Origin of the sequence: Amycolatopsis sp. cmx-4-83 (assembly GCF_046548815.1) — a bacterium.
In the GTDB taxonomy this organism is placed as follows: Bacteria; Actinomycetota; Actinomycetes; order Mycobacteriales; family Pseudonocardiaceae; genus Amycolatopsis; species Amycolatopsis pretoriensis_A.
The window spans coordinates 492,639-518,635 of the sequence record NZ_JAEBEF010000002.1; the positions used below are offsets into that span (position 1 = coordinate 492,639).

The 25,997-nt window shown below is 72.4% G+C and carries 34 protein-coding genes; 20 read left to right on the plus strand and 14 right to left on the minus strand.

The window, feature by feature from the left end:
• Positions 1-141: 141 nt before the first annotated feature.
• Both ACLJQM_RS07355 and ACLJQM_RS07360 read right to left on the minus strand, forming a co-directional pair.
• Entirely contained in the window at positions 142-1,122 is a 981-nt protein-coding gene (locus tag ACLJQM_RS07355) for a small ribosomal subunit Rsm22 family protein (protein ID WP_360783436.1), read from the minus strand.
• Between the two features lie 21 nt (positions 1,123-1,143).
• Positions 1,144-1,401 (minus strand): hypothetical protein, encoded by a 258-nt coding sequence (locus tag ACLJQM_RS07360; RefSeq protein WP_410630531.1) that lies wholly within the window; start codon positions 1,399-1,401, stop codon positions 1,144-1,146.
• A 158-nt stretch (positions 1,402-1,559) separates the two neighbouring features.
• Here ACLJQM_RS07360 and ACLJQM_RS07365 point away from each other — a divergent pair, with 158 nt between their 5' ends.
• The 4 genes from ACLJQM_RS07365 (at position 1,560) to ACLJQM_RS07380 (ending at position 4,204) form a co-directional block, all read left to right on the plus strand.
• A complete protein-coding gene (locus tag ACLJQM_RS07365; RefSeq protein ID WP_360783441.1) occupies positions 1,560-1,985 on the plus strand; it encodes a YciI family protein in 426 nt (141 codons plus the stop codon).
• The gene (locus ACLJQM_RS07370; RefSeq protein ID WP_360783444.1) at positions 1,985-2,341 is read left to right on the plus strand and encodes a YciI family protein; all 357 of its coding nucleotides are present in this window, start codon (positions 1,985-1,987) and stop codon (positions 2,339-2,341) included. The genes ACLJQM_RS07365 and ACLJQM_RS07370 overlap by 1 nt, the downstream gene beginning before the upstream one ends.
• Before the next feature lie 39 nt (positions 2,342-2,380).
• Positions 2,381-3,646 carry an RNA polymerase sigma factor gene (locus ACLJQM_RS07375; RefSeq protein ID WP_360783447.1) on the plus strand — a complete coding sequence of 422 codons (1,266 nt, stop codon included), beginning with the start codon at positions 2,381-2,383 and terminating at the stop codon, positions 3,644-3,646.
• 279 nt (positions 3,647-3,925) lie between these two features.
• The gene (locus ACLJQM_RS07380) at positions 3,926-4,204 is read left to right on the plus strand and encodes a hypothetical protein (RefSeq protein WP_247017642.1); all 279 of its coding nucleotides are present in this window, start codon (positions 3,926-3,928) and stop codon (positions 4,202-4,204) included.
• 106 nt (positions 4,205-4,310) lie between these two features.
• Here ACLJQM_RS07380 and ACLJQM_RS07385 read toward each other — a convergent pair whose 3' ends face one another.
• From ACLJQM_RS07385 to ACLJQM_RS07400, 4 genes are all read right to left on the minus strand, one after another.
• Positions 4,311-4,865 (minus strand): HD domain-containing protein, encoded by a 555-nt coding sequence (locus tag ACLJQM_RS07385; protein ID WP_247017644.1) that lies wholly within the window; start codon positions 4,863-4,865, stop codon positions 4,311-4,313.
• 10 nt (positions 4,866-4,875) lie between these two features.
• Entirely contained in the window at positions 4,876-6,555 is a 1,680-nt protein-coding gene (locus tag ACLJQM_RS07390) for an L-lactate permease (protein WP_360783451.1), read from the minus strand.
• A 530-nt stretch (positions 6,556-7,085) separates the two neighbouring features.
• Positions 7,086-7,868 (minus strand): IclR family transcriptional regulator, encoded by a 783-nt coding sequence (locus ACLJQM_RS07395; protein WP_086860412.1) that lies wholly within the window; start codon positions 7,866-7,868, stop codon positions 7,086-7,088.
• 288 nt (positions 7,869-8,156) lie between these two features.
• Complete coding sequence (locus tag ACLJQM_RS07400) at positions 8,157-8,726, minus strand: TetR/AcrR family transcriptional regulator (RefSeq protein ID WP_360783455.1); 570 nt, start codon at positions 8,724-8,726, stop codon at positions 8,157-8,159.
• 80 nt (positions 8,727-8,806) lie between these two features.
• Here ACLJQM_RS07400 and ACLJQM_RS07405 point away from each other — a divergent pair, with 80 nt between their 5' ends.
• The 13 genes from ACLJQM_RS07405 to ACLJQM_RS07465 all read left to right on the plus strand — a co-directional run bounded on the left by ACLJQM_RS07405 (position 8,807) and on the right by ACLJQM_RS07465 (position 17,121).
• A complete protein-coding gene (locus tag ACLJQM_RS07405) occupies positions 8,807-9,715 on the plus strand; it encodes an NADP-dependent oxidoreductase (RefSeq protein WP_410630532.1) in 909 nt (302 codons plus the stop codon).
• A gap of 61 nt (positions 9,716-9,776) precedes the next feature.
• A complete protein-coding gene (locus tag ACLJQM_RS07410) occupies positions 9,777-11,006 on the plus strand; it encodes a MurT ligase domain-containing protein (RefSeq protein WP_247017652.1) in 1,230 nt (409 codons plus the stop codon).
• Entirely contained in the window at positions 10,999-11,703 is a 705-nt protein-coding gene (locus ACLJQM_RS07415) for a type 1 glutamine amidotransferase (protein WP_247017654.1), read from the plus strand. The genes ACLJQM_RS07410 and ACLJQM_RS07415 overlap by 8 nt, the downstream gene beginning before the upstream one ends.
• A gap of 101 nt (positions 11,704-11,804) precedes the next feature.
• A complete protein-coding gene (locus ACLJQM_RS07420; protein ID WP_410630533.1) occupies positions 11,805-13,193 on the plus strand; it encodes a sensor histidine kinase in 1,389 nt (462 codons plus the stop codon).
• Complete coding sequence (locus ACLJQM_RS07425; protein WP_410630534.1) at positions 13,193-13,873, plus strand: response regulator transcription factor; 681 nt, start codon at positions 13,193-13,195, stop codon at positions 13,871-13,873. The genes ACLJQM_RS07420 and ACLJQM_RS07425 overlap by 1 nt, the downstream gene beginning before the upstream one ends.
• Before the next feature lie 295 nt (positions 13,874-14,168).
• A complete protein-coding gene (gene gvpO, locus ACLJQM_RS07430) occupies positions 14,169-14,258 on the plus strand; it encodes a gas vesicle protein GvpO (protein ID WP_410630535.1) in 90 nt (29 codons plus the stop codon).
• Positions 14,259-14,320: 62 nt separating this feature from the next.
• A complete protein-coding gene (locus tag ACLJQM_RS07435) occupies positions 14,321-14,539 on the plus strand; it encodes a gas vesicle protein (protein WP_410630536.1) in 219 nt (72 codons plus the stop codon).
• The gene (locus tag ACLJQM_RS07440; RefSeq protein WP_410630537.1) at positions 14,536-15,264 is read left to right on the plus strand and encodes a GvpL/GvpF family gas vesicle protein; all 729 of its coding nucleotides are present in this window, start codon (positions 14,536-14,538) and stop codon (positions 15,262-15,264) included. Before ACLJQM_RS07435 ends, ACLJQM_RS07440 begins: the two co-directional genes overlap by 4 nt.
• The gene (gene gvpJ / locus ACLJQM_RS07445; RefSeq protein ID WP_410630538.1) at positions 15,257-15,445 is read left to right on the plus strand and encodes a gas vesicle protein GvpJ; all 189 of its coding nucleotides are present in this window, start codon (positions 15,257-15,259) and stop codon (positions 15,443-15,445) included. Before ACLJQM_RS07440 ends, gvpJ (ACLJQM_RS07445) begins: the two co-directional genes overlap by 8 nt.
• Positions 15,442-15,600 carry a gas vesicle protein GvpK gene (gene gvpK, locus ACLJQM_RS07450; protein ID WP_410630539.1) on the plus strand — a complete coding sequence of 53 codons (159 nt, stop codon included), beginning with the start codon at positions 15,442-15,444 and terminating at the stop codon, positions 15,598-15,600. Before gvpJ (ACLJQM_RS07445) ends, gvpK begins: the two co-directional genes overlap by 4 nt.
• A 56-nt stretch (positions 15,601-15,656) precedes the next feature.
• Complete coding sequence (gvpJ, locus tag ACLJQM_RS07455) at positions 15,657-15,974, plus strand: gas vesicle protein GvpJ (protein ID WP_410630540.1); 318 nt, start codon at positions 15,657-15,659, stop codon at positions 15,972-15,974.
• Positions 15,971-16,531 carry a GvpL/GvpF family gas vesicle protein gene (locus ACLJQM_RS07460; protein WP_410630541.1) on the plus strand — a complete coding sequence of 187 codons (561 nt, stop codon included), beginning with the start codon at positions 15,971-15,973 and terminating at the stop codon, positions 16,529-16,531. The genes gvpJ (ACLJQM_RS07455) and ACLJQM_RS07460 overlap by 4 nt, the downstream gene beginning before the upstream one ends.
• 74 nt (positions 16,532-16,605) lie before the next feature.
• The gene (locus ACLJQM_RS07465; protein ID WP_247017674.1) at positions 16,606-17,121 is read left to right on the plus strand and encodes an NHL repeat-containing protein; all 516 of its coding nucleotides are present in this window, start codon (positions 16,606-16,608) and stop codon (positions 17,119-17,121) included.
• Here the strand turns inward: ACLJQM_RS07465 and ACLJQM_RS07470 are convergent.
• The 3 genes from ACLJQM_RS07470 to ACLJQM_RS07480 are packed head-to-tail and all read right to left on the minus strand — an operon-like array spanning position 17,118 to position 18,675.
• Positions 17,118-17,519 carry a CoA-binding protein gene (locus ACLJQM_RS07470; RefSeq protein WP_410630543.1) on the minus strand — a complete coding sequence of 134 codons (402 nt, stop codon included), beginning with the start codon at positions 17,517-17,519 and terminating at the stop codon, positions 17,118-17,120. The two genes, ACLJQM_RS07465 and ACLJQM_RS07470, sit on opposite strands and share 4 nt — an antisense overlap.
• A gap of 23 nt (positions 17,520-17,542) precedes the next feature.
• On the minus strand, positions 17,543-18,115 hold the full coding sequence (locus ACLJQM_RS07475; protein ID WP_247017678.1) for a hypothetical protein: 573 nt from the start codon (positions 18,113-18,115) through the stop codon (positions 17,543-17,545).
• Between the two features lie 56 nt (positions 18,116-18,171).
• A complete protein-coding gene (locus ACLJQM_RS07480) occupies positions 18,172-18,675 on the minus strand; it encodes a VOC family protein (RefSeq protein WP_410630544.1) in 504 nt (167 codons plus the stop codon).
• 139 nt (positions 18,676-18,814) lie between these two features.
• On the opposite strand from ACLJQM_RS07480, the gene ACLJQM_RS07485 reads away from it, so the two are divergent.
• Positions 18,815-19,606 (plus strand): 2-keto-4-pentenoate hydratase, encoded by a 792-nt coding sequence (locus ACLJQM_RS07485; protein WP_360783493.1) that lies wholly within the window; start codon positions 18,815-18,817, stop codon positions 19,604-19,606.
• Positions 19,603-20,358: a 2-keto-4-pentenoate hydratase gene (locus tag ACLJQM_RS07490; RefSeq protein ID WP_247017684.1), complete on the plus strand. Its 756-nt coding sequence runs from the start codon at positions 19,603-19,605 to the stop codon at positions 20,356-20,358. The genes ACLJQM_RS07485 and ACLJQM_RS07490 overlap by 4 nt, the downstream gene beginning before the upstream one ends.
• A gap of 2 nt (positions 20,359-20,360) precedes the next feature.
• On the opposite strand, the gene ACLJQM_RS07495 is transcribed toward ACLJQM_RS07490, so the two are convergent.
• From ACLJQM_RS07495 to ACLJQM_RS07510, 4 genes are all read right to left on the minus strand, one after another.
• Complete coding sequence (locus ACLJQM_RS07495) at positions 20,361-21,146, minus strand: hypothetical protein (RefSeq protein ID WP_410630545.1); 786 nt, start codon at positions 21,144-21,146, stop codon at positions 20,361-20,363.
• A 110-nt stretch (positions 21,147-21,256) separates the two neighbouring features.
• Positions 21,257-22,126 (minus strand): alpha/beta fold hydrolase, encoded by an 870-nt coding sequence (locus ACLJQM_RS07500; RefSeq protein ID WP_410630546.1) that lies wholly within the window; start codon positions 22,124-22,126, stop codon positions 21,257-21,259.
• The gene (locus tag ACLJQM_RS07505) at positions 22,123-24,000 is read right to left on the minus strand and encodes an ABC transporter ATP-binding protein (RefSeq protein ID WP_315863303.1); all 1,878 of its coding nucleotides are present in this window, start codon (positions 23,998-24,000) and stop codon (positions 22,123-22,125) included. Before ACLJQM_RS07505 ends, ACLJQM_RS07500 begins: the two co-directional genes overlap by 4 nt.
• A 369-nt stretch (positions 24,001-24,369) precedes the next feature.
• Positions 24,370-24,837 (minus strand): DUF1579 family protein, encoded by a 468-nt coding sequence (locus ACLJQM_RS07510; RefSeq protein WP_410630547.1) that lies wholly within the window; start codon positions 24,835-24,837, stop codon positions 24,370-24,372.
• Between the two features lie 49 nt (positions 24,838-24,886).
• On the opposite strand from ACLJQM_RS07510, the gene ACLJQM_RS07515 reads away from it, so the two are divergent.
• On the plus strand, positions 24,887-25,333 hold the full coding sequence (locus tag ACLJQM_RS07515; protein ID WP_410630548.1) for a MarR family winged helix-turn-helix transcriptional regulator: 447 nt from the start codon (positions 24,887-24,889) through the stop codon (positions 25,331-25,333).
• Between the two features lie 65 nt (positions 25,334-25,398).
• On the opposite strand, the gene ACLJQM_RS07520 is transcribed toward ACLJQM_RS07515, so the two are convergent.
• Positions 25,399-25,980 carry a TetR/AcrR family transcriptional regulator gene (locus tag ACLJQM_RS07520; RefSeq protein WP_247017696.1) on the minus strand — a complete coding sequence of 194 codons (582 nt, stop codon included), beginning with the start codon at positions 25,978-25,980 and terminating at the stop codon, positions 25,399-25,401.
• Between the last annotated feature and the right edge of the window lie 17 nt (positions 25,981-25,997).

Below are 25,997 nucleotides of genomic sequence, written 5' to 3' on the forward strand. Positions count from 1 at the left end.
CCACCGATGCCCTCGGACGGTCTCCCCGCGACTCGCCACCGGCGGCCGGCGTTCCTGCCGGCCGCGCGGCGACACCAGCGCCGGGCAGCGGGTGTTCCGAGGAGTGCGGGCCGGGCAGGCGCGGGCCACCCTGCCAGCGGATCAGGCGGAAGACCAGCCGTCGCCCCACTCGGCGTCGCGGGCCGCGCGGTACCTGGGGCCCTGCTTCTTCGAGACCGCGACACCCGGCTTCAAGCCGTCGCCGGTGCACAGGTCGAGGGCGACCCAGCCCTTGTGCTTCTTCGGGTGCCGGATGATCCGCGCGTCCGGGCGCTCCGGCGTGAACCGCGCCGCGACGACGTACGCGAACTTCTCGTCCTCGAAGCCGAGCGTCGCCGCCTTCAACCGCCGGTGGAGGCCCGACCGCGGGAGGCGCGCGGCGAAGTGGCACCAGTCCTTGCCGGGCTCGATCGGGCAGGCGGCGTCGTGCGGGCAGGGCGCGACGACGTGCAGCCCGAGGTCGATCAGCTCGGCGCGGGCGGCGCGGATCCGCTCGTAGCCCGCCGGGGTGCCCGGCTCGATCAGTGCGACCGCTTCCGCCTTCGCCGCCAGCCAGCGCACGACGTCCGGGCGGGTGGCTTCCGGGAGTTCGCCCAGCACGTAGGAGAGCGTGACGAGGTCCGCTTCCGGCGCCGAGGCGGCCGGGTCCACGAAGCCGCGTCGCCACTCCGCGTTCCGGACCGGCGCCTGGAGCGCGTTCGCGGCCAGCCGCTTCCCGAGCCCGATCGCGCCGGCGACCTGCTCCACGACGGCGCACTTCGCCAGCGACGGCCACACCGCGGCGGCCGCCCACACCGCCGCCCCGGTGCCCCCGCCGACGTCGACCTGCGTACGCGGCTCGAAGCCCGGAGCGCGCGAAGCGGCTTCGGCGAGCACAGCGTGTACGGCGGCGTAGGTGGCCGGCATCCGGTAGCCGGCGTACGCGGCGACGTCGACTTCGGAGGCCAGGATCGGCGAGGTCGCCGCGTCACCTTGGCGGTAGCGCGCGCTGAGCCGGTCGACGGACTGGCTCAGCCGGCCCACGGGGTGCCTGGCCAGCTCTTCGTCGAGCGCGGAGGAGAGGTCGTCGGGGAGTACCGCCACGACGGCAGGTTAGCCGGGCTCTCACCAGGGTTTGGCGTCGCGGTCGCGCGCCCAGCGCCAGGCGAGCGCCGGGCCCCGCCGGAGCAGCTGCCCGGCTCGCCGCAGCGGGCGCGGGCGCCGCGGCTCGTCTTCGGTGGCCCGCCAGATCTTCGCCGCGCGCGGGTACCGCCGCCGGACGTTGCCCAGGGACGTGTCCCACACCGGGAAGCCGGGCTTGGGCGGCCGGTCGCCCCCGGCCGGGAGCCGGACGATGTAGCGCCGCGGTTCTTTCCGATCCATGTCCCCGCCCCTCGGCGGGAACCGTCCCCGCGTCCGAATCATCCCCCGAGGCGACCCTGAGCTGCTAGTTTTCCGGCGCCAAAACTTTTTTGCCGGAGCTGTCGATCCGGGGCCGCGCCGTTCGACGCGTGGGCAAGACCGACCGAGAGGAGACCGCGATGCGGTTCATGGTGATCGTCAAGCAGAACGAAGAGTCCGAGGCGGGCAAGGGCCCGAGTGCGGAACTGCTCGCCGAAATGGGCAAGTTCAACGAGGAGATGGTCAAGGCCGGCATCCTGCTCGCCGGTGAGGGGCTCACGCCGAGCTCGCAGGGGGCGCGCGTGGTGTTCTCCGGCAGCGAGGACCCCAAGGTCGTCGACGGCCCGTTCGCCGAGACCAAGGAGCTCGTCGGCGGTTTCTGGATCCTGCAGTGCCGCGACCGCGAAGAATGCATCGAGTGGATCAAGCGGATGCCGAACCCCGACGGCCAGGCTGGCGAGGTCGAGATCCGGCGCGTCGCCGAGGCGTCCGACTTCGAGAACATGACGCCCGAGGTCGAGGAGCTGGAAGGGCGGCTGCGCGCGCAGAGCGCCCAGGAGGCGTGATGCGGTTCCTCGTGATGGTCAAGGCCACCGCCGAGTCCGAGGCGGCCGGGTACCAGCCCACGGCCGAGGAACTGACCGAAATGACGAAGTTCAACGCCCGGCTGCTGGACGAAGGCCGGATCGAGCTGGCCGAGGGGCTCACCTCCAGCGCCGAGGGCGTCCGCGTCCTCTTCGCGGGGGACGCCGAGCCGAAGGTCATCGACGGGCCGTTCGCGGAGACGAAGGAGCTGATCGCCGGGTTCTGGGTGCTGAACGGCGAGTCGCTCGAGGACGTCGTCGCGCTGATGAAGCAGGCGCCGAACCCGAACCCCGAGGTGAAGAGCGGCGTGATGGAGATCCGCCCGATCGCCGAGTAGTGGGTTGCACCGCGGCCGATCACCCTGTCTGATGGCCGGGTGACGGTTGCGGACACCCGGAGCACGGTCGAAGCGGTCTGGCGCATCGAGTCGCCGCGGCTCATCGCGGGGCTGGCCCGGATGGCCCGTGGCGACGTCGGTCTCGCCGAAGAGCTGGCGCAGGACGCGCTGGTCGCGGCGCTGGAGCAGTGGCCGGAGTCCGGCGTGCCGCGCAACCCCGGCGCGTGGCTGATGACCATCGCCAAGCGCCGCGCGGTCGACCAGTTCCGCCGCAACGAGCGGTATGCGGAGAAGCTCGAAGAGGTCGGCCGCGGCCAGCAGCTCGGCGAGGGCGTGCTGCCGGACTTCGACGCGGCCCTCGACGACCACATCGAGGACGACGTTCTCCGGCTGCTGTTCGTCGCCTGCCACCCGGTGCTGAACACGCAGGCCAGGGTCGCGCTGACGTTGCGCATGCTCGGCGGCCTGACGACCGACGAGATCGCGCGCGCGTTCCTGGTCCGCGAATCGACGATCGCCCAGCGGATCGTCCGCGCGAAGAAGGCGCTGGCGGCGGCGAAGGTCCCGTTCGAGGTCCCGGAGGGCGACGAGCGGGTCGCCCGCCTGTCATCCGTGCTCGAGGTCCTCTACCTGGTGTTCAACGAGGGCTACTCGGCCACCCGCGGCGACGACTGGATGCGCCCGGCGCTGTGCGAGGAGGCGATGCGCCTCGGCCGCGTGCTCGCCGCGCTCATGCCGGGCGAGTCCGAGGTCCACGGCCTGGTCGCGCTGATGGAGTTGCAGGCGTCCCGCGCGAAGGCTCGCACCAAGCCCGACGGCGAGCCGGTGCTGCTGCTCGACCAGGACCGCTCCCGCTGGGACCGGTTCCTGATCCAGCACGGCCTGGCGGCGCTGGCCCTGTCGGAGCAGATCGCCGAAGGGGCGTACGGGCCGTACTCCGCGCAGGCGGCGATCGCGGCCTGCCACGCCCGCGCCCGGACCCCGGAGGCGACGGACTGGGCGCGGATCGCGGCGTTGTACGAAGGCCTCGGCAAGCTCCAGCCGTCGCCGGTGATCGAGCTGAACCGCGGGGTCGCGGTGGCGATGGCGCACGGGCCGGAAGCGGGACTGGCGGTGGTGGACGCGGTCGCGGCGGACGAGGCGCTGAAGGACTACCACCTGCTGCCGAGCGTCCGCGGCGACCTGCTGGAGAAGCTCGGCCGGCTGGAAGAGGCGGAGGGCGAGTTCCGCCGGGCGGCGGAGATGACCGAGAACGCCCGCGAGCGCGAGCTGCTCCTCAACCGCGCGAAGGCCGTCGGCGCTTAGCGGCGCTCGCCTCGCTGCTGCCGGGCTTCCGGGACGTACGCAGTGCGTTGGTCGCGGGCTACATGTGGTTCTGTGCCGGGTGGTTGCTGGTGGGGCGCTACCACCCGCCGGCCGCCGGATTGCTGGCCAAGCCTGCGCTGGACCTGCTGGAACTGTTCGGTACCGGCGGCAGGCTCGCCGCGATCAGCGTGCTGTGCCTGCTGATCGGGGAGATCACCGGCACGCTCGTTCAATCGGGATTCTTCAGGCTGAGCCTCACCTACCTCCGGCGGGCTGACGGTGGACGACCTCGACGAGCGGCCGCGCGGTCCGCTATCGGTCTTCCGGCCGGTGACCAGTCGCGTGGTAGCGCGGGTGCGCAGCCGGATCCGGTCGGACTACCGGCAGCTCCAGGAGAAGACCACTTCCGATAACACGCCGCGCGGTGAAGACCGCCACGAAGTCGATCGTCTCACCATCGATGCGCTGCGCGAAGTGCTGCATATGTCGCCACGGTTGATCACCGCGAAGCCCGAATTGCATCGAAGCAGTCGTATCGGGAGTGGTCGGCGTCGCTGACATCTACCTTTTCGGCCAGGCGCGCGCTTTGTTCCGGGAGGCGCACAGCATGATCGGGCACAGCGTCGCGGACGGCACGATCAGCTCCGCGGCGATGGGTGAACGGCTAGCGACCCCGCCACGACAGCGGCGACAACGTCAACGCCGCTTCCGCGATCTTCTTCGCCGTTGCCGTCTTCAGCCCCTTCGTCGCCGACGCGATCCACTCGTCCACCGGGCGCACGCCGATATCGCGGTACTCCAGGGCCTGCAGCAGCATCTCCAGCTTGTCCGCGTCCTTCGCGCACAACGCTTCCGCCGTCGCACGGCTCTCGTACTCGTCCACCGCCTCGCGCACCAGCTCGCGTGACTTCTTCGGCAGCGCGGCCGTCTGGTCGGCGGTGATCTCGCGCGGTTCCGGCTTGCGCAGGTACTCCACCGCCGTCAGCGGGAGGTCGCCCGTGCGCGTTTCCTGCGTGTCGTGCCACAGCGCGAGGAACGCCGCCCGCTCCGGGGACGCGCCTTCTTCCGCCGCGAGCAGCGCCGCCAGCTGGGCCGCGCGGAGGCTGTGCTCGCCGACCGACTCGGGGTCGCGCACCCCCGCGTGCCACCAGCCCGACCGCCGGATCCGTTTCAGGAGGCCGAGCTCGTACCCGAACGAGGCCAGCGCTTCAGAGGTCATGCCGCCCAGCCTAGGGCGACGGGATCATCGCCGTCAGGATCGTCGCCTGCAGGAGGGAGATCACGCCGACCACGGCCGTCAGCAGCAGGGACCAGAGGAACGTCTGCCGCAGCAGCGAGCCCTCCTTGCCGCTCTGGCCGATCGCCGTCGCGCCGATCGACAGGTTCTGCGGGGAGATCATCTTGCCCATCACGCCGCCGGACGTGTTGGTCGCGCCGGCCAGGATCGGGTTCAGGTTCAGCTGCTGCGCCGAGATCACCTGCATCGGGCCGAACAGGCTGTTCGTCGACGCGTCCGAGCCGGTCAGGAACACGCCCAGCCAGCCGATGTAGGCGGAGAACAGCGGGAAGACCGCGCCGGTCGTCGCCAGGGCCAGGCCCAGCGTCTGCGTCGCGCCCGAGTAGTTCATCACGAACGCGATGGCCAGGATCATGAAGATCGTCGCGAGCGCCCAGCGCATCTGGACCAGCGTCCGCCGGTACGTCTCGAGCAGCAGCTTCGGCCGCGCGCCCATCGCGAAGCCGGCGATGACCGCCGCGATCAGCGCCACCGTGCCGGGTGAGAACAGGAAGTCCACCGTGAACGTCGCCGCGTAGGGCGCGTTCTTCGCCGTGATCGGCGGGTGCTGGATGACGTGGTTGTGCAGGCCCGGCCAGGCGAAGATCCAGTCCGCCTTGTGCAGCAGCTTCGTCAGGTCCAGCCAGGTGGGCAGGTTCTTGAAGATCGTGCCGATCCGCGAGAGGAAGATCGCGAGGATCAGGATGATGTAGGGCATCCACGCGTGGAGCGCGCGCCGGTCGGCTTTCGCGGTGGCCGGGACAGCGCTTTCTTCACCCTCGAACCGCCACACCGCCGCGGGCTGCCAGAACCGCGTCAGCACCCAGAGGGCGGCCATCGCGGTGAGCGCGGCGAGGACGTCGACGAGGCTGGCGCTGATGTAGTTGGAAGCGACGAACTGCATGGCGGCGAACGCGAACCCGGCGGTCAGCACGGCCGGCCACACCTCGAGCATGCGCTTCCAGCCGGCCAGGACGACGACGAGGAACGCCGGGATGATCAGCGCCAGCACCGGAACCTGCCGCCCGACCATGGCCGAGAACAGCTCGGTGGCCTGGTCCTGCTTGAGGTGCATGATCGGCGCGGTCAGCCTGCCGAGCACGATCAGCGGGTTGCCGAGCCCGCCGAACGCGACCGGCGCGGTGTTCGCGAGCAACGCCAGCACGACGGCCTTCACCGGCGGAAACCCGAGCGCGGCCATCATCGCCGCGGTGATCGCGATCGGCGACCCACCGCCCGCGACGCCTTCGAGGAGCGCGCCGAAGGCGAACGCGATCAAAAGGGCCTGGAGCCGCCGGTCTTCGCTGAACCCGGCGAGCACGCGCTTGATCGAGTCGAACCGGCCGGTCGCCACCGTGACGTTGTGGAAGTACACGGCGTGGAACGCGATCCAGGCCACCGACCAGACCCCGAACAGCACACCCATCGCGGCGGAGTCGAACGCCAGCGCGGCCGGCATCCGGTACAGCAGAAGCGCGACGCCGAGCGCGGTGACCAGCGCGAGCGCGGCCGAGAGGTGCGCGGAGAAGCGGACGACGCCGAGCGCGACGAGCAGCACGACGATCGGCAGCGCGGCGAGCAGCGCGGACACCCACAGCCCACCCGCCGGCTGGTAGTCCTGGATCCAGGTCACGGTCGGCTCCTTCGCCGGGTGCGGGGACAGCGGGGTGGGGATCGGTGGCCGAGCGCCCGGGGGTTGGGGCGGGCGGCTGCGGTGCGGCCGAGCCGGGTTGCGTTGGGGCGGGCGGCCGCGGGTGGGGCCGGCCGTGGGCTGGTGGGGTTGGGGCCGCGGCCGTGGTGGTGCGGGCCATGCGGCTGTGGTTGGCCGAGCCGAGGAGTCGGGGTCAGGTGGCTGCGGCCGTGGAGGTGCGGGCCGGGCGGCTGTGGGTTGGCCGAGTCGCGGGGTTGGGGTCGGCTGGGGGTGAGGCGGTGTCGTGGGCCGGGTGGCTGCGGGTTGGCCGAGGAGTCGGGGTCAGGTGGCTGCGGCCGTGGAGTTGCGGACCGTGGAGTTGCGGGTTGGCCGAGTCGCGGGATTGGGGTCGGGTGGCTGCGGGTGAGGCGGTGTCGTGGGCCGGGCGGTTGCGGGTTGGCCGAGCCGTGGCGGGCCGCGCGGGTCGGGGGTGGGCCGCGAGACGTCGCCCACGCGCCGCGACCGCGAGCGGGTCAGGCGGGCCGGCTCCGGACGAAACCCAACCGCAGCGACAGTGCCGCAGCCGTGCCGGCCACCGATGCGCCCAGCTCGTCCAAGCGCCGCAGCACCCGCGGTGCCGGTCCCGCGATGCTGATCGCCGCGATCGGCCTGCCGGAGTGGTCGCGGACCGCCGCCGCCACGCACCCGACGTCCGGCTCGTTCTCCACCTCGTCGATCGCCCAGCCGCGCCGGCTCGTGCGGGCGAGCTCGTCCAGGAGCCGGTGGGGGTCGATGATCGTCTTCAGCGTCAGCGAATCCAGCTTCATCCGGCGGACGCGCTCGGCGCGGTCGACCTCCGGCAGCGCGGCGAGCCACGCCTTCCCGAGCGACGTCGCGTGCTGCGGGCGGCGCGTGCCGAGGCGGCAGGCGAGCGTCACCGCGCTGGCGCTGCGTTCGGTGGCGACGTAGACCATCGTGTCGTTGTCCGGCACGGCGAGGTACGTCGTTTCACCCGAGCGTTCCGCGAGCGACGCGAGGTAGCGCGGCGCGCACCGGTGCAGGTCGGTCGCCGCCATCGCGCGGGCGCCGAGCTCGACCAGCCGCGTGCCCAGCCGCACGCGGCCGGTGATCTGGTCGGCTTCGAGGTATTCGAGGTTCTTCAAGGTGCCGACGATCCGGTACGCGGCACTGCGGGAAAGCCCCAGTTGCCGCGCGATCGCATTGGTGGAAATCTCCTGGTGCCGGCCCACGTGCTCCAGCACCGCGAGTCCGCGTTCGAGAGTTCCGCTGTTCTCCAGCCCGCGCTCCGGTCCCACGTTGCCCTCCGTTGGACGTTCCCGGTTTCCGCTCAGCGGCAAGGCTTTCCGCTGGGTGGGTTTGGACGGTAACACCTCCGATGTATGTACGGAAGATCTTGAAACGCTTCAGGAGAAACGCGGTTACTTGTACACGCTAATTGGTACAACCTCCGATGGTTAAGTTTCCTACCTATGGCGGTTGCGGGCGTCTGAACAGGCCGGATCGACAACTTCGACAACGTTGTCGTTCAGGTCCGTGAATGCGCATTCACGAACCTGAACCGCGCGCCGGTCAGCGGGGAAAAGTCACGAACGCCCGGAAAGGTCGACGGCCGCCCGGACGTCGGCCATGGCCTGCCGTGCGGATTCGCCGAAGTCGCCGCCGGCGCTCCAGCGTTCGTGGGCGAGCTTCATCGCGAGCGCGCCCAGTTCCGCGGCGACGCACGCTGTCAGCTCCGGGACGCCACGCCGTTTCAGCGCGTCGGCCAGCGTCGCCGTGAGGGTCAGGCCCTTCAGGGCTTCGCGCTCCCGCAGTTCCGGGTTGGCGTCGATCACCGCCCGCCGGAGCGCGCCGAACTCGCGGCGCTCCGGCGTGAAGACCTCACGGCCGACCGCAGCCACGGCGTCCGTCACCACGTCGAGCGGGCTGGCGGTTTCCGGCGCCGCGGCGACCGCCCCGGCCAGCAGGCCGGCCAGCGTGCCGCCGCCGAAGAGCACTTCGCGCTTGTCCTGGAAGTGCCGGAAGAAGGTGCTCTTCGTCAATCCGGCGCGCTCGGCGATGTCGATCACCGTCGTGTCCTCGTAGCCGCGCTCGGCGAACAGTTCCAGCGCGGCTTTGCTCAGCCGCTCCGGGGCGTTCGGTTGCCAGCGGGCCATGGGACCACTTTACGGCACTTGGTCCCGTCATCGGTGTACGGTGATGGGACCAAGTCTCATCACTACCGCTGGAGGTCCCCGTGAGCCGAGCCGTCGTCTACGAAGAGTTCGGTGGCCCCGAAGTCCTGGAGCTGCGCGAGGTGCCGGAACCGCACGCCGGCCCGGGCGAAGTGCGCGTCCGCGTCACCGCGGCCGGGCTGAACCCGATGGACTGGGGCCTCGCCGCCCGGCCCGAAGCCGCGGCGCAGTTCGGCATCACGCTGCCGGCGGGCTTCGGGTACGACTTCGCCGGCGTGGTCGACGAGGTCGGGCCCGGCGCCACCGGGTTCGCCCTCGGCGACCGCGTCCACGGCGGCGCGCTCGGGCGGGCCGTCGCCGACTTCGTCGTCATCGAGGTGCCCGGTTCGCTCTTCCCGACGCCGGACGGGATCGGCGACGAAGTGGCGAGCACGCTCCCGGTGGCCGGCTCCTCGGCGGCCGCGGCGCTGGCGGCGATCGGGCTGCGGTCCGGCGACACCGTCCTGATCGGCGGAGCCGCCGGCGGCGTCGGCATCTTCGCCGTCCAGCTCGCGAAGCTCGCCGGTGCCCGGGTGATCGGGACGGCGTCGGAGAGCACGTTCGGCTTCCTGCGCGAACTCGGCGCCGAGCCGGTCACCTACGGCCCCGGGCTGGCGGACCGCGTCCGGGCGCTCGGCGTGACGGCGGCGACGGACCTGTTCGGCACCGAGACGGCCGAGGCCGCGCTGGCCATCGGCGTGCCGCCCGGGCGGATCTCCACGATCGCCGCCGGCCCCACCCCGCCCGGCGGCGTGCGGGCGACCGGAGGCGCCGACGCGGAACCGGGCGAGCTCGCGCGGATCACCACGGCGATCGTCGACGGGCAGCTCACCGTGCCGATCGCCGCGGTCTTCCCGGTCGAGAAGATCCGCGACGCCGTCGCCCTGCAGGCCGGCCGGCACGTGCACGGCAAGGTCGTCGTCACGCTCTGACGCGAGACGCGGGCCACGGACTCAGGAAACTCACAGCGCCCGCGGGGCACCATCCGCACCGATGACCGTCCGAAACCCCTTCCGCACCCGTGCGTCCGTGGCCGCCGGCCGGCTGACCGCCTGGCTGTCCCGCAGTTCGGGGCTCGGCCGCGGCGGCATGATCGGCGGCCGCGTCACGCTCGCCCTCGACCCGCGGGCACTGGGCCGGCTCGGGCGGGAGCGGACCGTCGTGGTGGTCACCGGCACGAACGGCAAGACGACGACGTCGCTCATGCTCACCCGCGCGCTCGAAGCGCTGGCCGAGGTCGCCGCCAACACGGACGGCTCGAACATGCCCGACGGCGTCCTCGCCGCGCTGGCCGCCCGCCCGGACGCGCCGTACGCGGTCCTCGAAGTCGACGAGGCCCACGTGCCGTGGGTGGCGGAGCAGCTCCAGCCCGCCGTGCTCGTGCTGCTGAACCTCAGCCGCGACCAGCTCGACCGCGTCGGCGAGGTCCGCGCCACCGAACGCGACCTGCGGGCGGCGCTGGCGGAGCTGCCGGGCACGGTGGTCGTCGCGAACTGCGACGACGTCCTCGTGACGTCCGCCGCGACGGCGGCCGCGCGGCCGGTGTGGGTGAGCACCGGGCGGCGCTGGACCGGCGACTCGACGGCGTGCCCGCGCTGCGACGGCCTGGTCGGGTTCCGCGGCAAGGACTGGAGCTGCGGCTGCGGGCTCGCTCGTCCGGAACCCGGCTGGACCCTCGACGGCGACCTCGTCCGCACGCCCGGCGGCCGCGAGGTCGACCTCGACCTGCGGCTGCCGGGGGACGCGAACCGGGCGAACGCGGCGCTCGCGCTGGCCGCGGCGCACCGGCTCGGCGTGCCGCCGCACACCGCGGCCGCCCGGCTGCGGACGATCACCGACATCGGCGGCCGCTACCGCACGATCCGCCGTTCGCGGCACTCCGTGCGGCTGATGCTGGCGAAGAACCCGGCCGGCTGGGTCGAAACGCTGCGCGTGCTGGACGAGGACACCCCGGTGATCGTCGCGGTGAACGCGCAGGAAGCGGACGGGCGCGACCTGTCCTGGCTGTGGGACGTGCACTTCGAGCGGCTGCGCGGGCGCCAGGTGGTGGTCACCGGCGAGCGCGGCGCCGACCTCGCCGTCCGGCTCTGCTACGCCGAAGTCGCGCACTGGATCGAGCCGGACCCGGTGGCCGCGATCGACGGCCTCCCGCCCGGCGCCGTCGAGCTGGTCGCCAACTACACGGCGTTCCGCGACCTGGTCGGGCGGCTGCCCGGTGGCTGAGTCGGTCGTCCACATCGGACTGTTGCTGCCGGAGGTGCTCGGCACCTACGGCGACACCGGCAACGCGCAGGTGCTCTGCCGCCGGCTGCGGTGGCGCGGGTTCGACGCCGAGGTCGTCCCGGTCGGGCTGGGCGAGCCGGTACCGTCCACTTTGGACCTGTATCTGCTCGGCGGCGGCGAGGACGGCGCCCAGGCGCTGGCCGCCGCGCACCTGCGCAGGCACTGGCGGACGCGCTCGAGCGGCGCGGTGGTCTTCGGCGTCTGCGCGGGCCTGCAGGTGCTCGGCACTCGCTTCCGCGGCCTCGACGGCGTCGAGCACGACGGCCTCGGCCTCCTCGACGTCACCACGGAACCGGGAGAGCGGCGCGCGGTGGCGGAGCTGGTGGCGTCGTCGTCGGGGCTGCTGCCCGAGCCGCTCACGGGCTTCGAGAACCACCTGGGCGTGAGCAAGCTCGGCGCGGACAGCGAGCCGCTCGGCACGGTGCTGCGCGGCACGGGCAACGGCGACGGGACCGAGGGCGCGGTGACGGACCGGGTGGTGGGGACGTACCTGCACGGCCCGGCCCTGGCCCGCAACCCGGCGCTGGCGGACCTGCTGCTGAGCTGGGTGGCGGGGCACCCGATGCCCCCGCTGGAGCTCCCGGAGGTCGACCGCCTGCGCACGGAACGCCTGACAGCCACCCGCCGACGCCGATGACCGCGGTGCCCCCCAGTCCCGCTCACGACCGTTGCCGGCCCGCGGTGGACGTGACCGCGGGGGAACCGCGGGTGGCCGCCCTTCGCGGTTACGCTGCGTTGGTGAAGCTGGGCAGGGTGATCGCCGCGACCGGGGTTCGGATGCGGACCACCGCGGTGGCGGTGCTCGCGCTCGCGCTGGCCATCGCGGCCGCCGGGGTGGTCGTCGTGCTGCTGCTGGAGGAGTCGCTCGACCGCAGCGTCACCGAGAGTGCGCGCAGCACCGGCCGCCAGGTCGCCATCCAGCTCGTCCGCGAAGGCGCGCGCGACCTCAGCGCGAGCGACGTCGCCAGCACCGGGGACACCGAAGCCGTCACCCAGGTCCTCGACGCGCGGGGCGTGCCGATCGCGAGCGACCCCGCCATCGTCGGGCACCCGCCGCTGACCGCCGCCCGGCCGGTCGTCGGGCGCGAGACCATCGAGACGCTGCCGCTCGGGCTCAACGGCGACAGCGACGACTACCGCGTCGTCTCGCAGGAGGTGAACGGGCCGGGCGGGCCGTTCACCGTCATCTCCGCGCGGTCGCTGGAGCCGGTGACCGAGGCGTCCACGCGCCTCACGCTGCTGCTCGGCCTGATCGCCGTGCCGCTGCTCGCGATCTCCGGCCTCGCCGTCTACCGCGCGGTCGGCTCGGCGCTGCGGCCGGTCGAGCGGATGCGCCGGACCGTCGCGGAGATCTCGACGCGCGACCTCGCCGCGCGCGTGCCGCTGCCGCCCGGCGGGGACGAGGTGCACCGGCTGGCCGTCACGCTCAACGAAATGCTCGGGCGGCTGGCGTCCGCCCAGGCCGCGCAACGCCGGTTCGTCGCCGACGCCAGTCACGAGCTGCGGTCGCCGCTGTCGACGATCAGCACCGCGCTCGACGTCTCCGGGCGGCACCCGGAGAGCACCGGCGACCTGGTGCCGGTGATCGCCCGCGAAACCGCGCGGCTGCGCGAGCTCGTCGACGACCTGCTCATGCTCGCCCGCACCGACGACGCCACCGACCGGCCGCAGCGCACCGAGGTCGACCTCGACGACATCGTCCGCGCCGAAGCCGAGCGGGTCCGCGGCGAAGGCGCGCTCGACGTCGAGGTCCGCGCCGGGCCGGCGAAGGTGCACGGCAGCGAGGCCCAGCTGCGCCGCGCGGTGCGGAACCTGGTCGACAACGCCCGTGGGCACGCGCGGTCGCGCATCCGCGTCAGCAGCGCGGTGCGCGGCGACCTCGCCGTCGTCGAGGTGAGCGACGACGGGCCCGGCGTCGGGGAAGCCGACCGGGAACGGATCTTCGAGCGGTTCGTCCGCCTCGACGCGTCGCGGCAGCGCGGGCACGGCGGCACCGGGCTGGGCCTGCCGATCGTGGCCGGCATCGCGGCCCGCCACGGCGGCCGGGCGCGCTACGCCGACCCCGGCGAACCGGGTGCGCGGTTCGTCATCGAGCTGCCGGTGATCGCCGTGCCGAAGGAGGAGTAGTGCGCCTGCTGATCGTGGAGGACGAGCGCGAGTTCGCGGAGACGCTGCGGCGCGGGCTGGTCGCCGAAGGCTTCACCACCGACGTCGCCCACACCGGCCGGGAGGGGCTCTGGCGGGCGACCGAGCAGGTGTACGACGTCGTCGTGCTGGACATCATGCTGCCCGAGCTGTCCGGCTACGAGGTGCTCAAACGCTTGCGGGCGGCGGAAAACTGGACGCCGGTGCTGATGCTCACGGCCAAGGACGGCGAGTACGACGAAGCCGACGCGTTCGACCTCGGCGCCGACGACTACCTGTCGAAGCCGTTTTCCTTCGTCGTGCTCATCGCGCGGCTGCGGGCGTTGCTGCGCCGCGGCGCGCCGGCCCGCCCGGCCGTGCTGGAGGCGGGCGACCTGCGGCTCGACCCGTCCGCGCGCACCGTCCACAGGGGACAGCAGCGGATCGAGCTGACCGCGCGGGAGTTCGGGCTGCTGGAGTTCCTGTTGCGGCGCCCGGGAACCGCGCTGACGAAGAACGAGATCCTCAACCACGTCTGGGACGCCCACTACGACGGCGACGAGAACGTCGTCGAGGTCTACATCGGCTACCTGCGGCGCAAGATCGACACGCCGTTCGGCACCCGCACCATCGAGACGGTCCGGGGCGTCGGGTACCGGCTCGTGGACGTTACTCGATCGTAACCTCGCGGGCCGATTCCGCGCATTGGTTCCGCTGGGCGTCCCGGCGCTGCGCCATTTGTCCTTGCGAGTTGCCGCATCCCGCCCATTCGTTCGCGCGAACCGGTGAAAAATACCGTCCCGCAACGCTTCTCGGGGGAGTTGTGCCCGTTGCTACGGTGGGCACCCGACCGCGACCCAGGAAAGCGATGAGTGAATCGCCATAGCCGTTCCTTGCGCCAAACAACAATATTTCGGAGTGTGCCGGGAAATCCGTTTCCCGGTTGCGCGCCGCTGATGCGCCGACGGCGGCTGGTCCGTGCTCGTGGACGTCGTCGAACTGGCCCGGATCCCGGATTCCACCAGCGTGATGGCCGCCTACCGGGTGGACATCGACGGGACGGGCTAGCTCGGCGCGTGCGAGCGGTTGCGGCGCTTCACCCGCGGCGCCACCGATTTGTGAAAGGAGAGGTGACACGATTGGCCGCTTCGTCCGATTCGCTGGCGGACGTTCTGGAACGCGTACTCGACAAGGGGGTGGTGATAGCCGGCGACATCGGGGTCAGTGTCGTCGACGTCGAATTGCCGACCCTGCGGATCCGGCTCTTCTTCGCGCCCAACGCCGCCCGCGCCGAACTCGGGAAAACCGGCACCGAGCCGTTGCCGCCCGAAAGGGAAGAACCGCGGTGAGCACCTCGAACTGGCTGTGCGCGTACGCGATCACGCGCAACCGCCCCGCGCTGGACATCGGGGGATCGCCACGGCTGATCGGCTACCGCGACCTCGGGGTCGTCGTCGCCGAGGCGGCCCCGGCGCGCTTCGACCGCATCGACACGCTCGACCCGGTCGACGGCGCGCTCGCCGAACTGGCCCGCGAGCACGACGCCGTGGTGCGCGCGGTGTTCCGCCACGAACCCGTGCTGCCGCTGCGGTTCGGCACCGTCCTGGACGGCGAGGCGGCCGCGGTCCGGCTCCTCGAAGCCGGCTACGAGCAGGCACGCACCTGCCTCGACGAGGTCGACGGGCACCGCGAGTGGGGTGTCCGCGTCCGGCACACCGAGCCCGCCGCGTCCAGCCGCCCGGACGCCACGGGCCTGACCGGGACGCAGTACCTGGTCCGGCGCCGCGAACGGCTCAAGGCGATCCAGCGGGGCCGCGAGGAGGTGCTGGCGGCCACCGGCCGGCTCGGGGAGGCGCTGCGCCGGCACGCCTCCGACAGCATCGGGCGCGCGCGGCCGCACGGGGTGCTGGCCAACACGGCCTACCTCGTGGAAACGGGCCGGGAAGCGGCGTTCCACGCGGAGTTCGAGTGGTTCGCCCGCGAGCTGCGCGCGGTGGGCGCGACGGTCGAGACGTCCGGGCCGTGGCCGCCGTACTCGTTCACCGACGTCGAGCTGGGGGCCGCGGGTGGCTGACGCGGAAGTCGTGCGCCTGAGCGCGGAATCGCCCGCCGAAGCCGTCGCCGACCTGCTCGACCGGGTCGTCCACCGCGGCGCGGTCGTCACCGGGGACGTGATCATCTCGCTCGCCGGTATCGACCTGATCCGCCTCGACCTGCGGCTGCTGCTGCTCGGGCTCGAGGAGGCGCCGGGATGAGCGAACCCGCCCGGCTGCCCGCCGACGCCGGGCGCGGGCTGGGGCACCTGGTCGTCACCGTGCTCGACATCCTCCGCGAAGTGCTCGAACGCCAAGCGCTCCGGCGCCTGGACAGCCTCACCCCCGCCCAGGTCAAGACCTCGGGCAGGCCCTGATCGACCTGGAGCTCCGGTTCGCGGAGATCCGGGCCCTCTTCGACGAAAGGACTTGAGTGACCAGACCGGGGCAGATCGGCGGCGGCCTCGCCGACACGCTGGACATCCTGCTGGACAGGGGACTCGTGATCGACGCGTCGGTGCGGGTGTCGGTGATCGGGATCGAGCTGCCGGCCATCGAGGCCCGGATCGTGATCGCCGGCGTCGACACCTGCATCCGCTACCTCGAAGCGATGCAGCGCCTGCAGGGCACACCCGTGCCCGGGCAGGTCTCGCGAGGACTCGGCCAGACGACCGGGCTGATCCCGCCCCCGCCGCCGACGCCGGCCGTCGCGGTGCCCGTCGACCCGGCCGTCCCCGTCGACCAGCCGTGACGCTGCAGCTCTACGGCGTCGTGCGCGCCGGGCACCCGCGGGCGCCGCGCACGGTGCGCTGGGACGACCTCGCCATGGTCGTCGGCGAACCCGAACCCGACCCGGCGGCGCACCTCGCGGTGGTGTCCGCGCTCGTCGAGGGCGGCCCGGTGCTGCCGGTCCGGTTCGGCACCATGGCCGAGGACGAAGAGGCCGTCCGCGCCGAGGTGCTCGCCCCGGCCGCCGACGAATACCGCGCCGACCTCGACCGGCTCGACGGCCTGGCCGAGGTGCACGTCTGCCTGCGGTTCACCGAACCCGGGTCGCCGTGGCGTTCGGCGCGCTCGGACGGGCTGCTGTCGGAGGTCGCCGAGCGGGCGCGCGACTCGGTGGCGCTGCCGGCGGGGGAGTCCGCCGACGAGCGGTGGGCGTTCCTCGTCGGGCTGGGCGACCTGCTGGTCGTGCGGGACACCGTCGCCGGGCTCGGGCCGGGCGGCGGTGTCCAGGCCGACTGGCTCGGGCCGCTGCCCGCGTACAGCTTCCTCGATCGGCGGACGTGCTCCCGCTGGAGCTGGTGATCGAGGGCGGAACAGCTGTTGAACACTCTTTTCGGTACTGGTCGTGACCGCCCGCCATCGGCGATCCTGACGCCGTGACCACCAGTGAGCTCGCCGCCATCGGCGGGCCCGGCTCCGGGCCGGGCCGGTTCAGCGCGCCGTCGGGCATCGCGGTCGACGCGCGCGGCCGGCTGTGGGTGGCCGACACCGGCAACGACCGCGTGCAGGCCTTCACCCGCACCGGTGCTCTCGTGCGCGTCATCGCCGGGCGGCTCAAGGCGCCGGAGGGGATCGCGGTCGACGCCGCGGGCAACGTCTACGTCGCCGACACCGGCAACCGCCGGGTCGTGCAGTACACGTGGTGGGGCGGGTTCGTGCGCGGGTTCGGCGACTTCGCCCGGCCCCGCGCGGTCGCGGTGGACCCGGCCGGGCGGCTGCTGGTCGACGACGGCGGGCGCGTCGCGCGGTTCGACACCCGGACCGGCGCGGCGCTGCCCGACGCCGCGGACTGGGTCAGCTCACCGCGCGACAGCGCCGGCGACGGCGCGGGCGGCGTCTGGGTCGTCGACACCGGCAACCACCGGATCGTCCACTTCGGAGCGCCGGCCTAGCTCTTCGAGATCGCGGCCGTCGCGCGGACCACGGCGGTGCAGCGGTTCTCGACGTAGGCGAGCCCGCCTTCCTCGGCGATGCGGCGCGCTTCGGCCGAGACGATGCCCTGCTGCAGCCACAGCGCCTTCGCGCCGATCTCGACGGCCTCCCGCGCGATGCCCGGTGCTTCGGGCGACGGGCGGAAGACGTCGACCAGGTCGACCGGCTCCGGGATGTCCTTCAGCGACCGGTAGACCTTTTCCCCGAGCAGCTCGGTCGCGCTCGGGTGCACCGGGATGATCCGGAAGCCGTGGGCCTGCAGGACCGCCGGGACGCCGTGGGCGGCCTTGGCCGGGTCGCGGCTCAGGCCGACGACGGCGATGGTCTTCGCGCCGGCGAGGATTTCCTCTGCTTTCATACCGGGAGAACGCGCGACGGGCGTCAAAGCTTCCAGAGCCGCAGGCCGCGCACGCGGTAGACCGGCCAGAGCACGTGCCACGGCTTCCGGTGGGCGAAGGTCGCGGCGCACGTCAGGATGTTGCGGGCGGACGTCGTCGCCACCTCGTGGCGGTCCGGCCAGGACTCGCCCTTGGCGCCGACGGCGATTCGGAACACCGTCAGCAGGCCGCGGCCCTGCAGGTCGTACTTCGCGCCGGTGTCCCCGGAGTCCGGCGCGAGTTCGGCGATCTCGGCCCCGAAGGCGCGGGCCGCCTGCGGCGCCACCTCCGCGGGTACGGCGCCGACGCTGCGCGTGATCGCCTTGCCGTGCAGCCGCCGCGCGTACCGGTACACCAGCGAGCGCTCCCACCACGGCAGCAGGCGGTGGTGCGCCAGCAGCGCGGCGCACTCGCCGTGCCCGATGGCGAAGATGCTGGTCAGCTCGTCGTAGCTGCCGTTCGTGGCCGGCTCGTTCAGGTGCAGCCGCACCTCGAACCGGGTGCGCGCGGTGAGCTCGTCGAGCTGCTCACGGCGGTCGAGCCGCGCCTTCGCGCGGGACAGGGACCAGTCGGACATCGGACCTCCAGCCGTCGCGCACAGGCTAAACGGCGCGCGACGCCGGGAACACGCTTTCAGCCGATCTTCTCGCCGTACATCTCGCCGAGCGGGTCGGAGATCAGCTCGACGCGCACACCGTCCGGATCGGACAGGTAGATGGAGGTTTCGCTCTCCAGCAGGTACTGCACGCCGGCCTCGTCGAGCTTGTCCTTGATCGCGCTCCACCGATCGGGCGTGACGGACAGGGCCAGGTGGTGCAGTCCACCGAGGACTTCCGCGTACGGGCCGAGGTCCAGGCCGGGCAGGTCGAAGAAGGCGACCGCGTTGCCGTTGCCGACGTCGAAGAAGAAGTGGCTCGAGCCGGGGTAGTCGCGGTTCTCGATCAGCTCGGTGAGCGGGAAGCCGAGGACGTCCTGGTAGAACTCGATGGTCCGCTCGACGTCGCTGGAGATCAGCGCGGTGTGGTGGATGCCGCGCCCGTTCGTCGCCGGGCGGTCGGCGGCCGGGCGCAGGTGGCGCTCGCGCAGCTCGTCGCGGACCTCGGCGAGCTTGGTGACCTCGGCCTGGGTCGGTGCCATGTCCCTCACGTCCCTTCCTGGTGGTGTCCCCGAAGCTACGCCTGATTTATCTCGCGCGCAAGAGGTTGTCTGGCGAGAGTTCCGCTGGGTGGAACACCGCGGCTTGTGCCGGAGGTGCGCGACGGGCAGAGTCCGGGGCGTGGACGTCAGCAAGGTGCAGGAGGCCGCCGCCGTATTGGCGCGGGCCTACGCGACGCGCGAACCGGTCGAGCCGCTGATCAAGCTGTTCCCGGAGGCGACCGTCGAGGACGCGTACCGGATCCAGCAGGAGCAGGTGCGGCACTGGACGTCGGGCGGCGACGCGGTCCGCGGGCACAAGGTCGGCCTCGCCTCGGCGGCGATGCAGCGGCAGATGGGCGTCGACCAGCCCGACTACGGGCACCTCACCGGGAGCATGTTCCACCTGGAGCACCAGCCGATCCCGACGTCGGCGTTCCTGCAGCCGCGCATCGAGCCGGAGATCGCGTTCGTGCTCGGCTCCGCGCTGCGCGGCCCCGGCGTGACGGTGGCGGACGCGGTGCGCGCGGTGGACTTCGTGCTGCCGTCGCTGGAGATCGTCGACTCCCGCATCCGCGACTGGAAGATCTCGCTCTTCGACACGATCGCCGACAACGCCTCCTCCGGCGGCGTGGTGCTGGGCAGCAGCCCGACGGCGCTGGGTGCCGCGGACCTGCGGCTGGCCGGCTGCGTCCTGTACCAGAACGGTTCGGTGGCGGCGACGGGCGCGGGCGGCGCGGTGCTCGGGTCGCCCTTGAACTCGCTGGTGTGGCTGGCGAACACGGTCGGCCCGCTCGGCGTCACGCTGGAGCCGGGGCACGTCGTGCTGCCGGGCTCGATGACCCGGGCCATCCCGGTGTCCCCGGGCGACACGATCGTCGCGACCATCGCCGGCCTCGGCAGCGTCACTGCGGTCTTCTCGGAGGAATCATGAACGTGCGCGAAGCGGCCGCGGCGCTACTGGGGACGGTCGCGGAGCGCTCGCCGCTCTCGGAGGAGTGGCCGGGCCTCGACGTCGACACGGCGTACGCGATCCAGGACGAGGCCCTGCGCCAGCGCCGCGCCCGCGGCGAAACGCTGATCGGCGTGAAGCTGGGCCTGACGTCGCGGGCGAAGCAGGAGCGGATGGGCATCGATTCGCCGCTGCTGGCTTGGCTCACCGATGCGATGGTGTTGCCCGCGGGGGTGCCGGTGCCTTCGCTGATCCACCCGCGTGCCGAGCCGGAGCTGGTCTTCGTGCTGGGTCGCCGGCTGGCCGGTCCCGGCGTGACGGCGGCGACGGCGTTGGCCGCGGTCGACCGCGTGTACGGCGGTGTCGAGGTGATCGACAGCCGGTATGCGGACTACCGCTTCACGCTCCCGGACGCGGTGGCGGACAACGGTTCTTCGGCGTACTTCAGCGTGGGCCCGGTGGGGGTTCCGCCTGCTTCGCTGGATCTGTCGTTGGAGGCGACCCTGCTGGAGGTCGACGGCCAGATCGTCGACACGGCCACGGGCGCGGCGGTCCAGGGCCACCCGGCGGAGGCCCTCGCGCTGGCCGCGAACTCGCTGGCGGCCCGGGGATTGGCGTTGGAGCCGGGGTGGCTGGTGCTGACCGGCGGGATGACGGACGCGGTCCCGCTTCGGCGGGGATCTCGCGTGGCGGCGCACTTCTCGCACCTGGGTTCGGTCACGCTGTCGGCTTGAGGTCACGGGCAGTGGGCTTCGCGTTCGAAGAGACCCTTGGTGCACGGTGAGGTGATGCCGTCCGCCGGGATGACGTAGTGATCCGACACGCCGATCCCGTCGAGGCCGGTGTACCCGATCAGCCCGGGAGCGGCCTCCGGGTCGACGATGACTCCGTGCCGTCCGTCGTAGCGGATTCCCAGGTCCAGGAAGACGTTGGCCAGCTTGGCCGCTTGGGTGCCGGTGGGGCCGAAGAAGTCGCGGTAGGCGAGGAAGCCGGAGGTCGACACCTGCTGGCCGGTCCGCAGTTCCGCCTTCGAGCTGACGCCCAAGGTGGGACCTTCGTAGGTCACGAGCCCGAAGTTTTCGACACACTTCCCGTCGCCGGCGTCGAGGTAGCCCGCCACCCGATCGTCGTCGAGCTGAACCGGCTGGAAGCGGTAGCTGACCTTGTAGGCGAAGTTCGGCGTGGAGTTGGCGACCTTGATCGTCAACGGGACGTAGAGGTCCCGCTGGGGGTGGACCTCGCAGCCGGTCGGGAGCGGCCCGGGTGCCTGACCGGCCGGGATCGGCGCGCCCAAGGTGAGTTCGACGTCCTCGGTGAAGCCGTCCCCTTTGCCGTCGCGCGCCTTGAACTTGTACGTCGCCGCGGCGCCGTACTCGGTCTTGGCCGGCGGTGCGGTGGGCGGTGCGGCGACGACGCTGCTGGTGGTGGGCGGGTTCTCGGGGGAATTCCGCGGCGTCTCCCCACATGCCGGCAAGCTCAGCACGGCCGAAAGCGCGGCGACCACCGCCAGGCGAGCACGCATGATGTTCCCTTCGACGAGGACCGTGTTCCGAGCGCCAGAGTCGGGACCTCACGCATGGTGGTTACGGCGGGCACCGGGCTGGAACGAAACCGTGACTGACCTGGGCTCGGTCACGCCGGCCGGTCGAGCGCGATTCGCTCGATGCCGCGGATGAGGCGGGGCCAGACGGCTCGCGGGAGGTCGTGGCCCATGCCCGGGACGATGTCGAGGGCGGCGCCGGGGATGGCGCGGGCCGTGGCTCGGCCGCCCGAGACGTGGACCAACGGGTCGCGGGCGCCGTGCACCACCAGGGCCGGGAGCTTCGTTCGGCGCAGCCCGGGGGCGCGGTCGCGGTCGGCCATGATCGCCGCCAGCTGGCGGAGGGCGCCGCCTGGGGGGAGACCGCGGTCGTACGTGCGCTCGGCTCGGTTGCGCATTCGGGCTTCGTCGAACGGGTAGGCCGGTGAGCCGATCAGGCGGAACGTGCGCATCAGCGTCTCGACGTAGCTTTCACGGTCCTTCGGGGGTGCGGTGAGCAGCATCGGCAGGGCGCGGGCGCTCGGCCGGCCGACGAACCGGCCGCCGGTGCTGGACATGATCGACGTCAGCGACAGCACCCGCGAAGGGTGGCGGATGGCCAGGGTCTGGGCGATCATCCCGCCCATCGAGGCGCCGACGACGTGGGCGGCCGGGATGCCCAGCTCCGTGAGCAGGCCCGCGGCGTCGTCGGCCATGTCGGCCAGCGTGTACGGGGACCGGCGAAGCAGGTACGCCTGCGCGAGGTCGGCCCGGCCGTGGAGGCGGGTCGAGCGTCCGGCGTCGCGGTTGTCGAAGCGGATCACGTGGAAGCCCCGGGCGGCCAGGGTTTCGCAGAACTCCTCGTCCCACCAGATCATCGGGGCGGCCAAGCCCATGATGAGCAGGAGGGGCCGGCCTGCCCGGTCGCCGAAGGATTCGTGGCAGAGCTCGATGCCGTTGACGCGGGCCAGCTGCTCGGTCATCGGGCCTCCGCCGTTTCGGTGCCGTTGCGGTACGCGCGGGCCTGGATCTCGTACAGCTCGTGGTAGACGCCGCCCGCGCGGATCAGGTCGGCGTGCGTGCCCTCCTCGATCAGTCTGCCCTTCTCCAGGACCAGGATGCGGTCCGCCGAGCGGATGTTGGCCAGGCGGTGGGTGACCAGGACCGTGGTGCGGCGGCCCCGGTGCGACGTGCTCGCGTGCTGGAGCCCGGCGAACACCCGGGCTTCGGCGCGGGCGTCGAGCGCCGCCGTCGGTTCGTCGGCGACCAGGACCGAGGCGTCGCGGTAGATGCCGCGGGCGATGCCCATGCGCTGCCACTGGCCGCCGGACAGGTCGTGGCCTTCGTCGAACTTCTTGGACAGCATCGTGTTCTCGCCCGCGGGCAGGGAGGCGATCACCTCGTCCGCGCCCGAGTAGTCCACTGCTTCGCGCCACGCGCGGCGATCGGGGTCCGCGCGGCCGAGGCGGCCGACCGTGATGTTGTTCGCCGCCGTCATCGGCCACTCCGCCGGTTCCTGGGCGATCACCGCGATGTTCGCGTGCACCGACGCCGGGTCGGCCCCGGCCAGGTCGACGTCGTCCCAGTGGACGGTGCCCTCGTCCGGCGGGTACAGCCCGGTGAGGAGCTTGCCCAGCGTGGTCTTGCCCGAGCCGTTCTCGCCGACCAGCGCGACCACCTCGCCGCGCCGGATGGTCAGCGAGATGTCCCGCAGGGCCGGGGTTTCGCGGCCCGGGTAGGTGAACGTGACGCCCGCCAGCCGGATCTCGCCCGGGTCGGCCGGCGCGGTCAGCGACGTCTCCGGTGGCCGCCGTTTCACCGATTCGACGAGCAGCTGGTTGTAGAACCCGATGTAGAACGAGTCCTCGTACAGCGAATTGACCGCGCGCATGGTGTTGGACAGCGCCGTCGACGCCGTGCGCATCGCCAGCACCGCCGTGCCGGCCAGCGCCAGCTCCATTCCGCCGGTGTAGAGCAGCCAGCCGAGGACCAGGTACGCCGCCGCCGTGCCCAGCCCGGCCGCCGCCCGGCCGGTGGTGCGCACCAGGTTGCTGCGGTGCGCCAGCCGGATCTCTTCGCGCGCGAGGCTGCGCGAGATGCGCCGGTACTCGCCGAGCAGCGGCTCCTGCAGCGTCAGCGCGTGCCGTTCGAGGGCCATCGTCCGCCAGGTGGCGACCTCCTCGACGACCGACTTGCGGATGTTGCGCCCGACCGTGTCGAGGAAGTGCCGGTAGTTCAGCTTCGCCACGCGCGCGGCGGCCCAGCCGTCGGCCGCCGCGGCGAGCAGGAGCACCGGCGCGAGCCACGGGTTCAGCAGCCCGGCCGTGAGCATCGCCGCCGCGAGCGAGATCACCGACGACGTCAGGTCGGCCAGCCGGCGCAGGCTCGTCTCGATGGCCCGGACGCCGAACCGCGCGCCTTGGCGCGCCAGCTCGCGGAAGTCCGCGTCCTCGAACGCGATCAGCCCGACGCGCACCACCGACGCCGTCACCGCGTCGTCCGCCGCCGCGGTGACGCGCGGCCGCAGCGCACCCTCGACGGCGGCGACCGCCGCGTCCAGCGCCGCGCGCGCCGCGTACGACCCCGTGACGACCGCGAGCGCGGGCAGCGACTGCAGCACCCGGTCCGGTGTCGGGCCCTGTTCGAGCAGCGCGGTGAAGACGTTCGCGGTGGCGAGCAGCCCGAACGCCGTGACGCAGCCCGAAACGACGTGCACGAACGCGGCCAGCAGCGTCAGCCTCGGCGAAGTCCGCCACGCCAGCCGCAGCACGACGGAGATCGCGGCCGGCAGCGCGCGCACGGCTTGGCCGAAACCCGCGTTGGCCACGCGCTCGTCGACGCGGGCCCACTCGGGCATCTTGACGTTCTCGACCCCGATCAGCGGGGGCGAGTCCGTCGGCTGCGGTTCGGTGTTTCCGGGCACGTGTTCATCTGTACTCCGGGGGTCCGACAATTCCGGGAGTCCGCTGCGTGCGAGCCCGGGTGCGGTCGGTGACCGGGGCTGGGCCGTTCGGGTGAAAGTAATCGTTTTCCCTGGGCCTTTGGCGCCATTGGGGGACACACTCGCTGCACAGCTCGAAAGTGCGCAACACCGAATAACTAATCGTTGTTGTGAAATAGCGCGCCGCGGGACCGTCCAGGGTCGACAGGTCCGCGGATGCGCTGGCACAGACCGGAAACGGGTGACGTCCTCGTGCCAGGGGGGAGGGGCGTCACCCGTTTCCGCCTACTCTTCGACGCGGCTGTAGTGCGCACGCAGGAATGGGCTGAAATCGCGGTCTTCGCCCATCTTGACGTCGATTTCGTGTGTCAAGGTGTCCCCGGCCGGGGTGAGCCGGTGGCGGGCCACCCCGCGGGCGGTCTTCTTCTCCAGGGTCAGCGTGGCGCCGGACCAGCTGCCGCGGGCGGGCGAGTCGGGTGGGAAGCCGTAGCTGTCGAAGCCGTACCAAAGCGTCTCACCGGTGCCCGGGTCGGCGGTGAAGACGTTGTGCCCGAGGAATTCGGATCCGTCGTCGCGGCGCTGGCGGTAGTGCTGGATCAGCGCGAACCCGTTGAGGGCCAGGCGGTATCCGCACTCGGCGTGCGCGGTCGAGGCGAGTGCCCACGGTGCCGCGGCGAGCTCTTCGGTGCCGGTCCAGTCGCCGACGAAGGCTTTCAGCGCGTCGTGGGCGGGGCCGAGGGTGGGCATGTCCATGGTCGTCTCCATTTCGACAGGTGCCTGTCGTTGTGCGAGACTAGCACGCATGCGGTCTCCCAGAGCTGAGACGTTCACGCGCGTGATCGACGCGGTTTTCGCGTGCAACGGCGGCTTCCTCGCGGCGGGCGACGCGCTCACCGAGCCGGTCGGCCTGACGGCGGCGCAGTGGCAGGTGCTCGGCTTCCTGGAGGACGGCCCGGCGACGGCCGCGGACGTCGCCCGGCGGCGGGGGCTGCGCCGGCAGAGCGTGCAGGAGACGGTGAACCGCCTGCTGCGCAACGGAATGCTCGACCGGCTGCCGAACCCGGCGGACGCGCGGGCGCCGCTGTTGTCGTTGACGCGCCGGGCGAAGGACGCGATGCGGGAGCTGGGGCGCGCGCAGGTCGAGTGGGCGGAGGGCCTGGCGGCGGAGGTGTCGCAGGAGGACCTGGAGACGACGCTGCGCACGTTGCGGCGCCTGCGGGAGCTGGCGGCCCAGCCGCGGTTGCTGTGACCGGAGGGATGGCGGGCCGCGGCTGGGGGGTGAGTTGGACCGGACGGCCGCCGAGGGGGAGCAGGTCAGTCCGGCTTGATGCCCAGCATCGTCAGGAACGTGCGGAAGCCGGTGGACATGTCGACCTCCGCCGGGTCCAGCAGCCACTGCAACTGCAGGCCGTCGAGGACGGCGATGGCGATCGGGGCCAGCTGTTCCGGCGTCGTGCCCGGCGGGAGCTCGTCGCGGTGGCGTTCCAGCATCTGCGTCATGCCTGCCCGGACGCGTGTGTAGCGGTCGTGGAAGTACTCGCGCGCCGGGTGGTCCTCGGTGACGCTGTCCGCCGACAGCACCGTGTACGTCTGGACGATGCCCGGGCGCGTGGCGTTGTAGTCGACCAGGTCGGCCAGCTGGTTGACCGTCATCGCCGACTCGTCGCCCGGCGGGGCGTGGCCGAAGTGGAGCAGATCCCACTCGTCGCGGGTCTCCAGCACGGCCGTGAGCAGGTCTTCCTTCGTCGGGAAGTAGTGCATCAGCCCCTGTTGGGTCAGGCCGACGCGCTCGGCGACCGCGGCCAGTGAGGTGCCGCGGTAGCCGCGTTCGGCGATCACCTCGAAGGCCGCTCGGACGATGCTCGCGCGGCGGTCGGCTCCCCTGGCCCGGGTCATGATCCCGAGCCTACGGG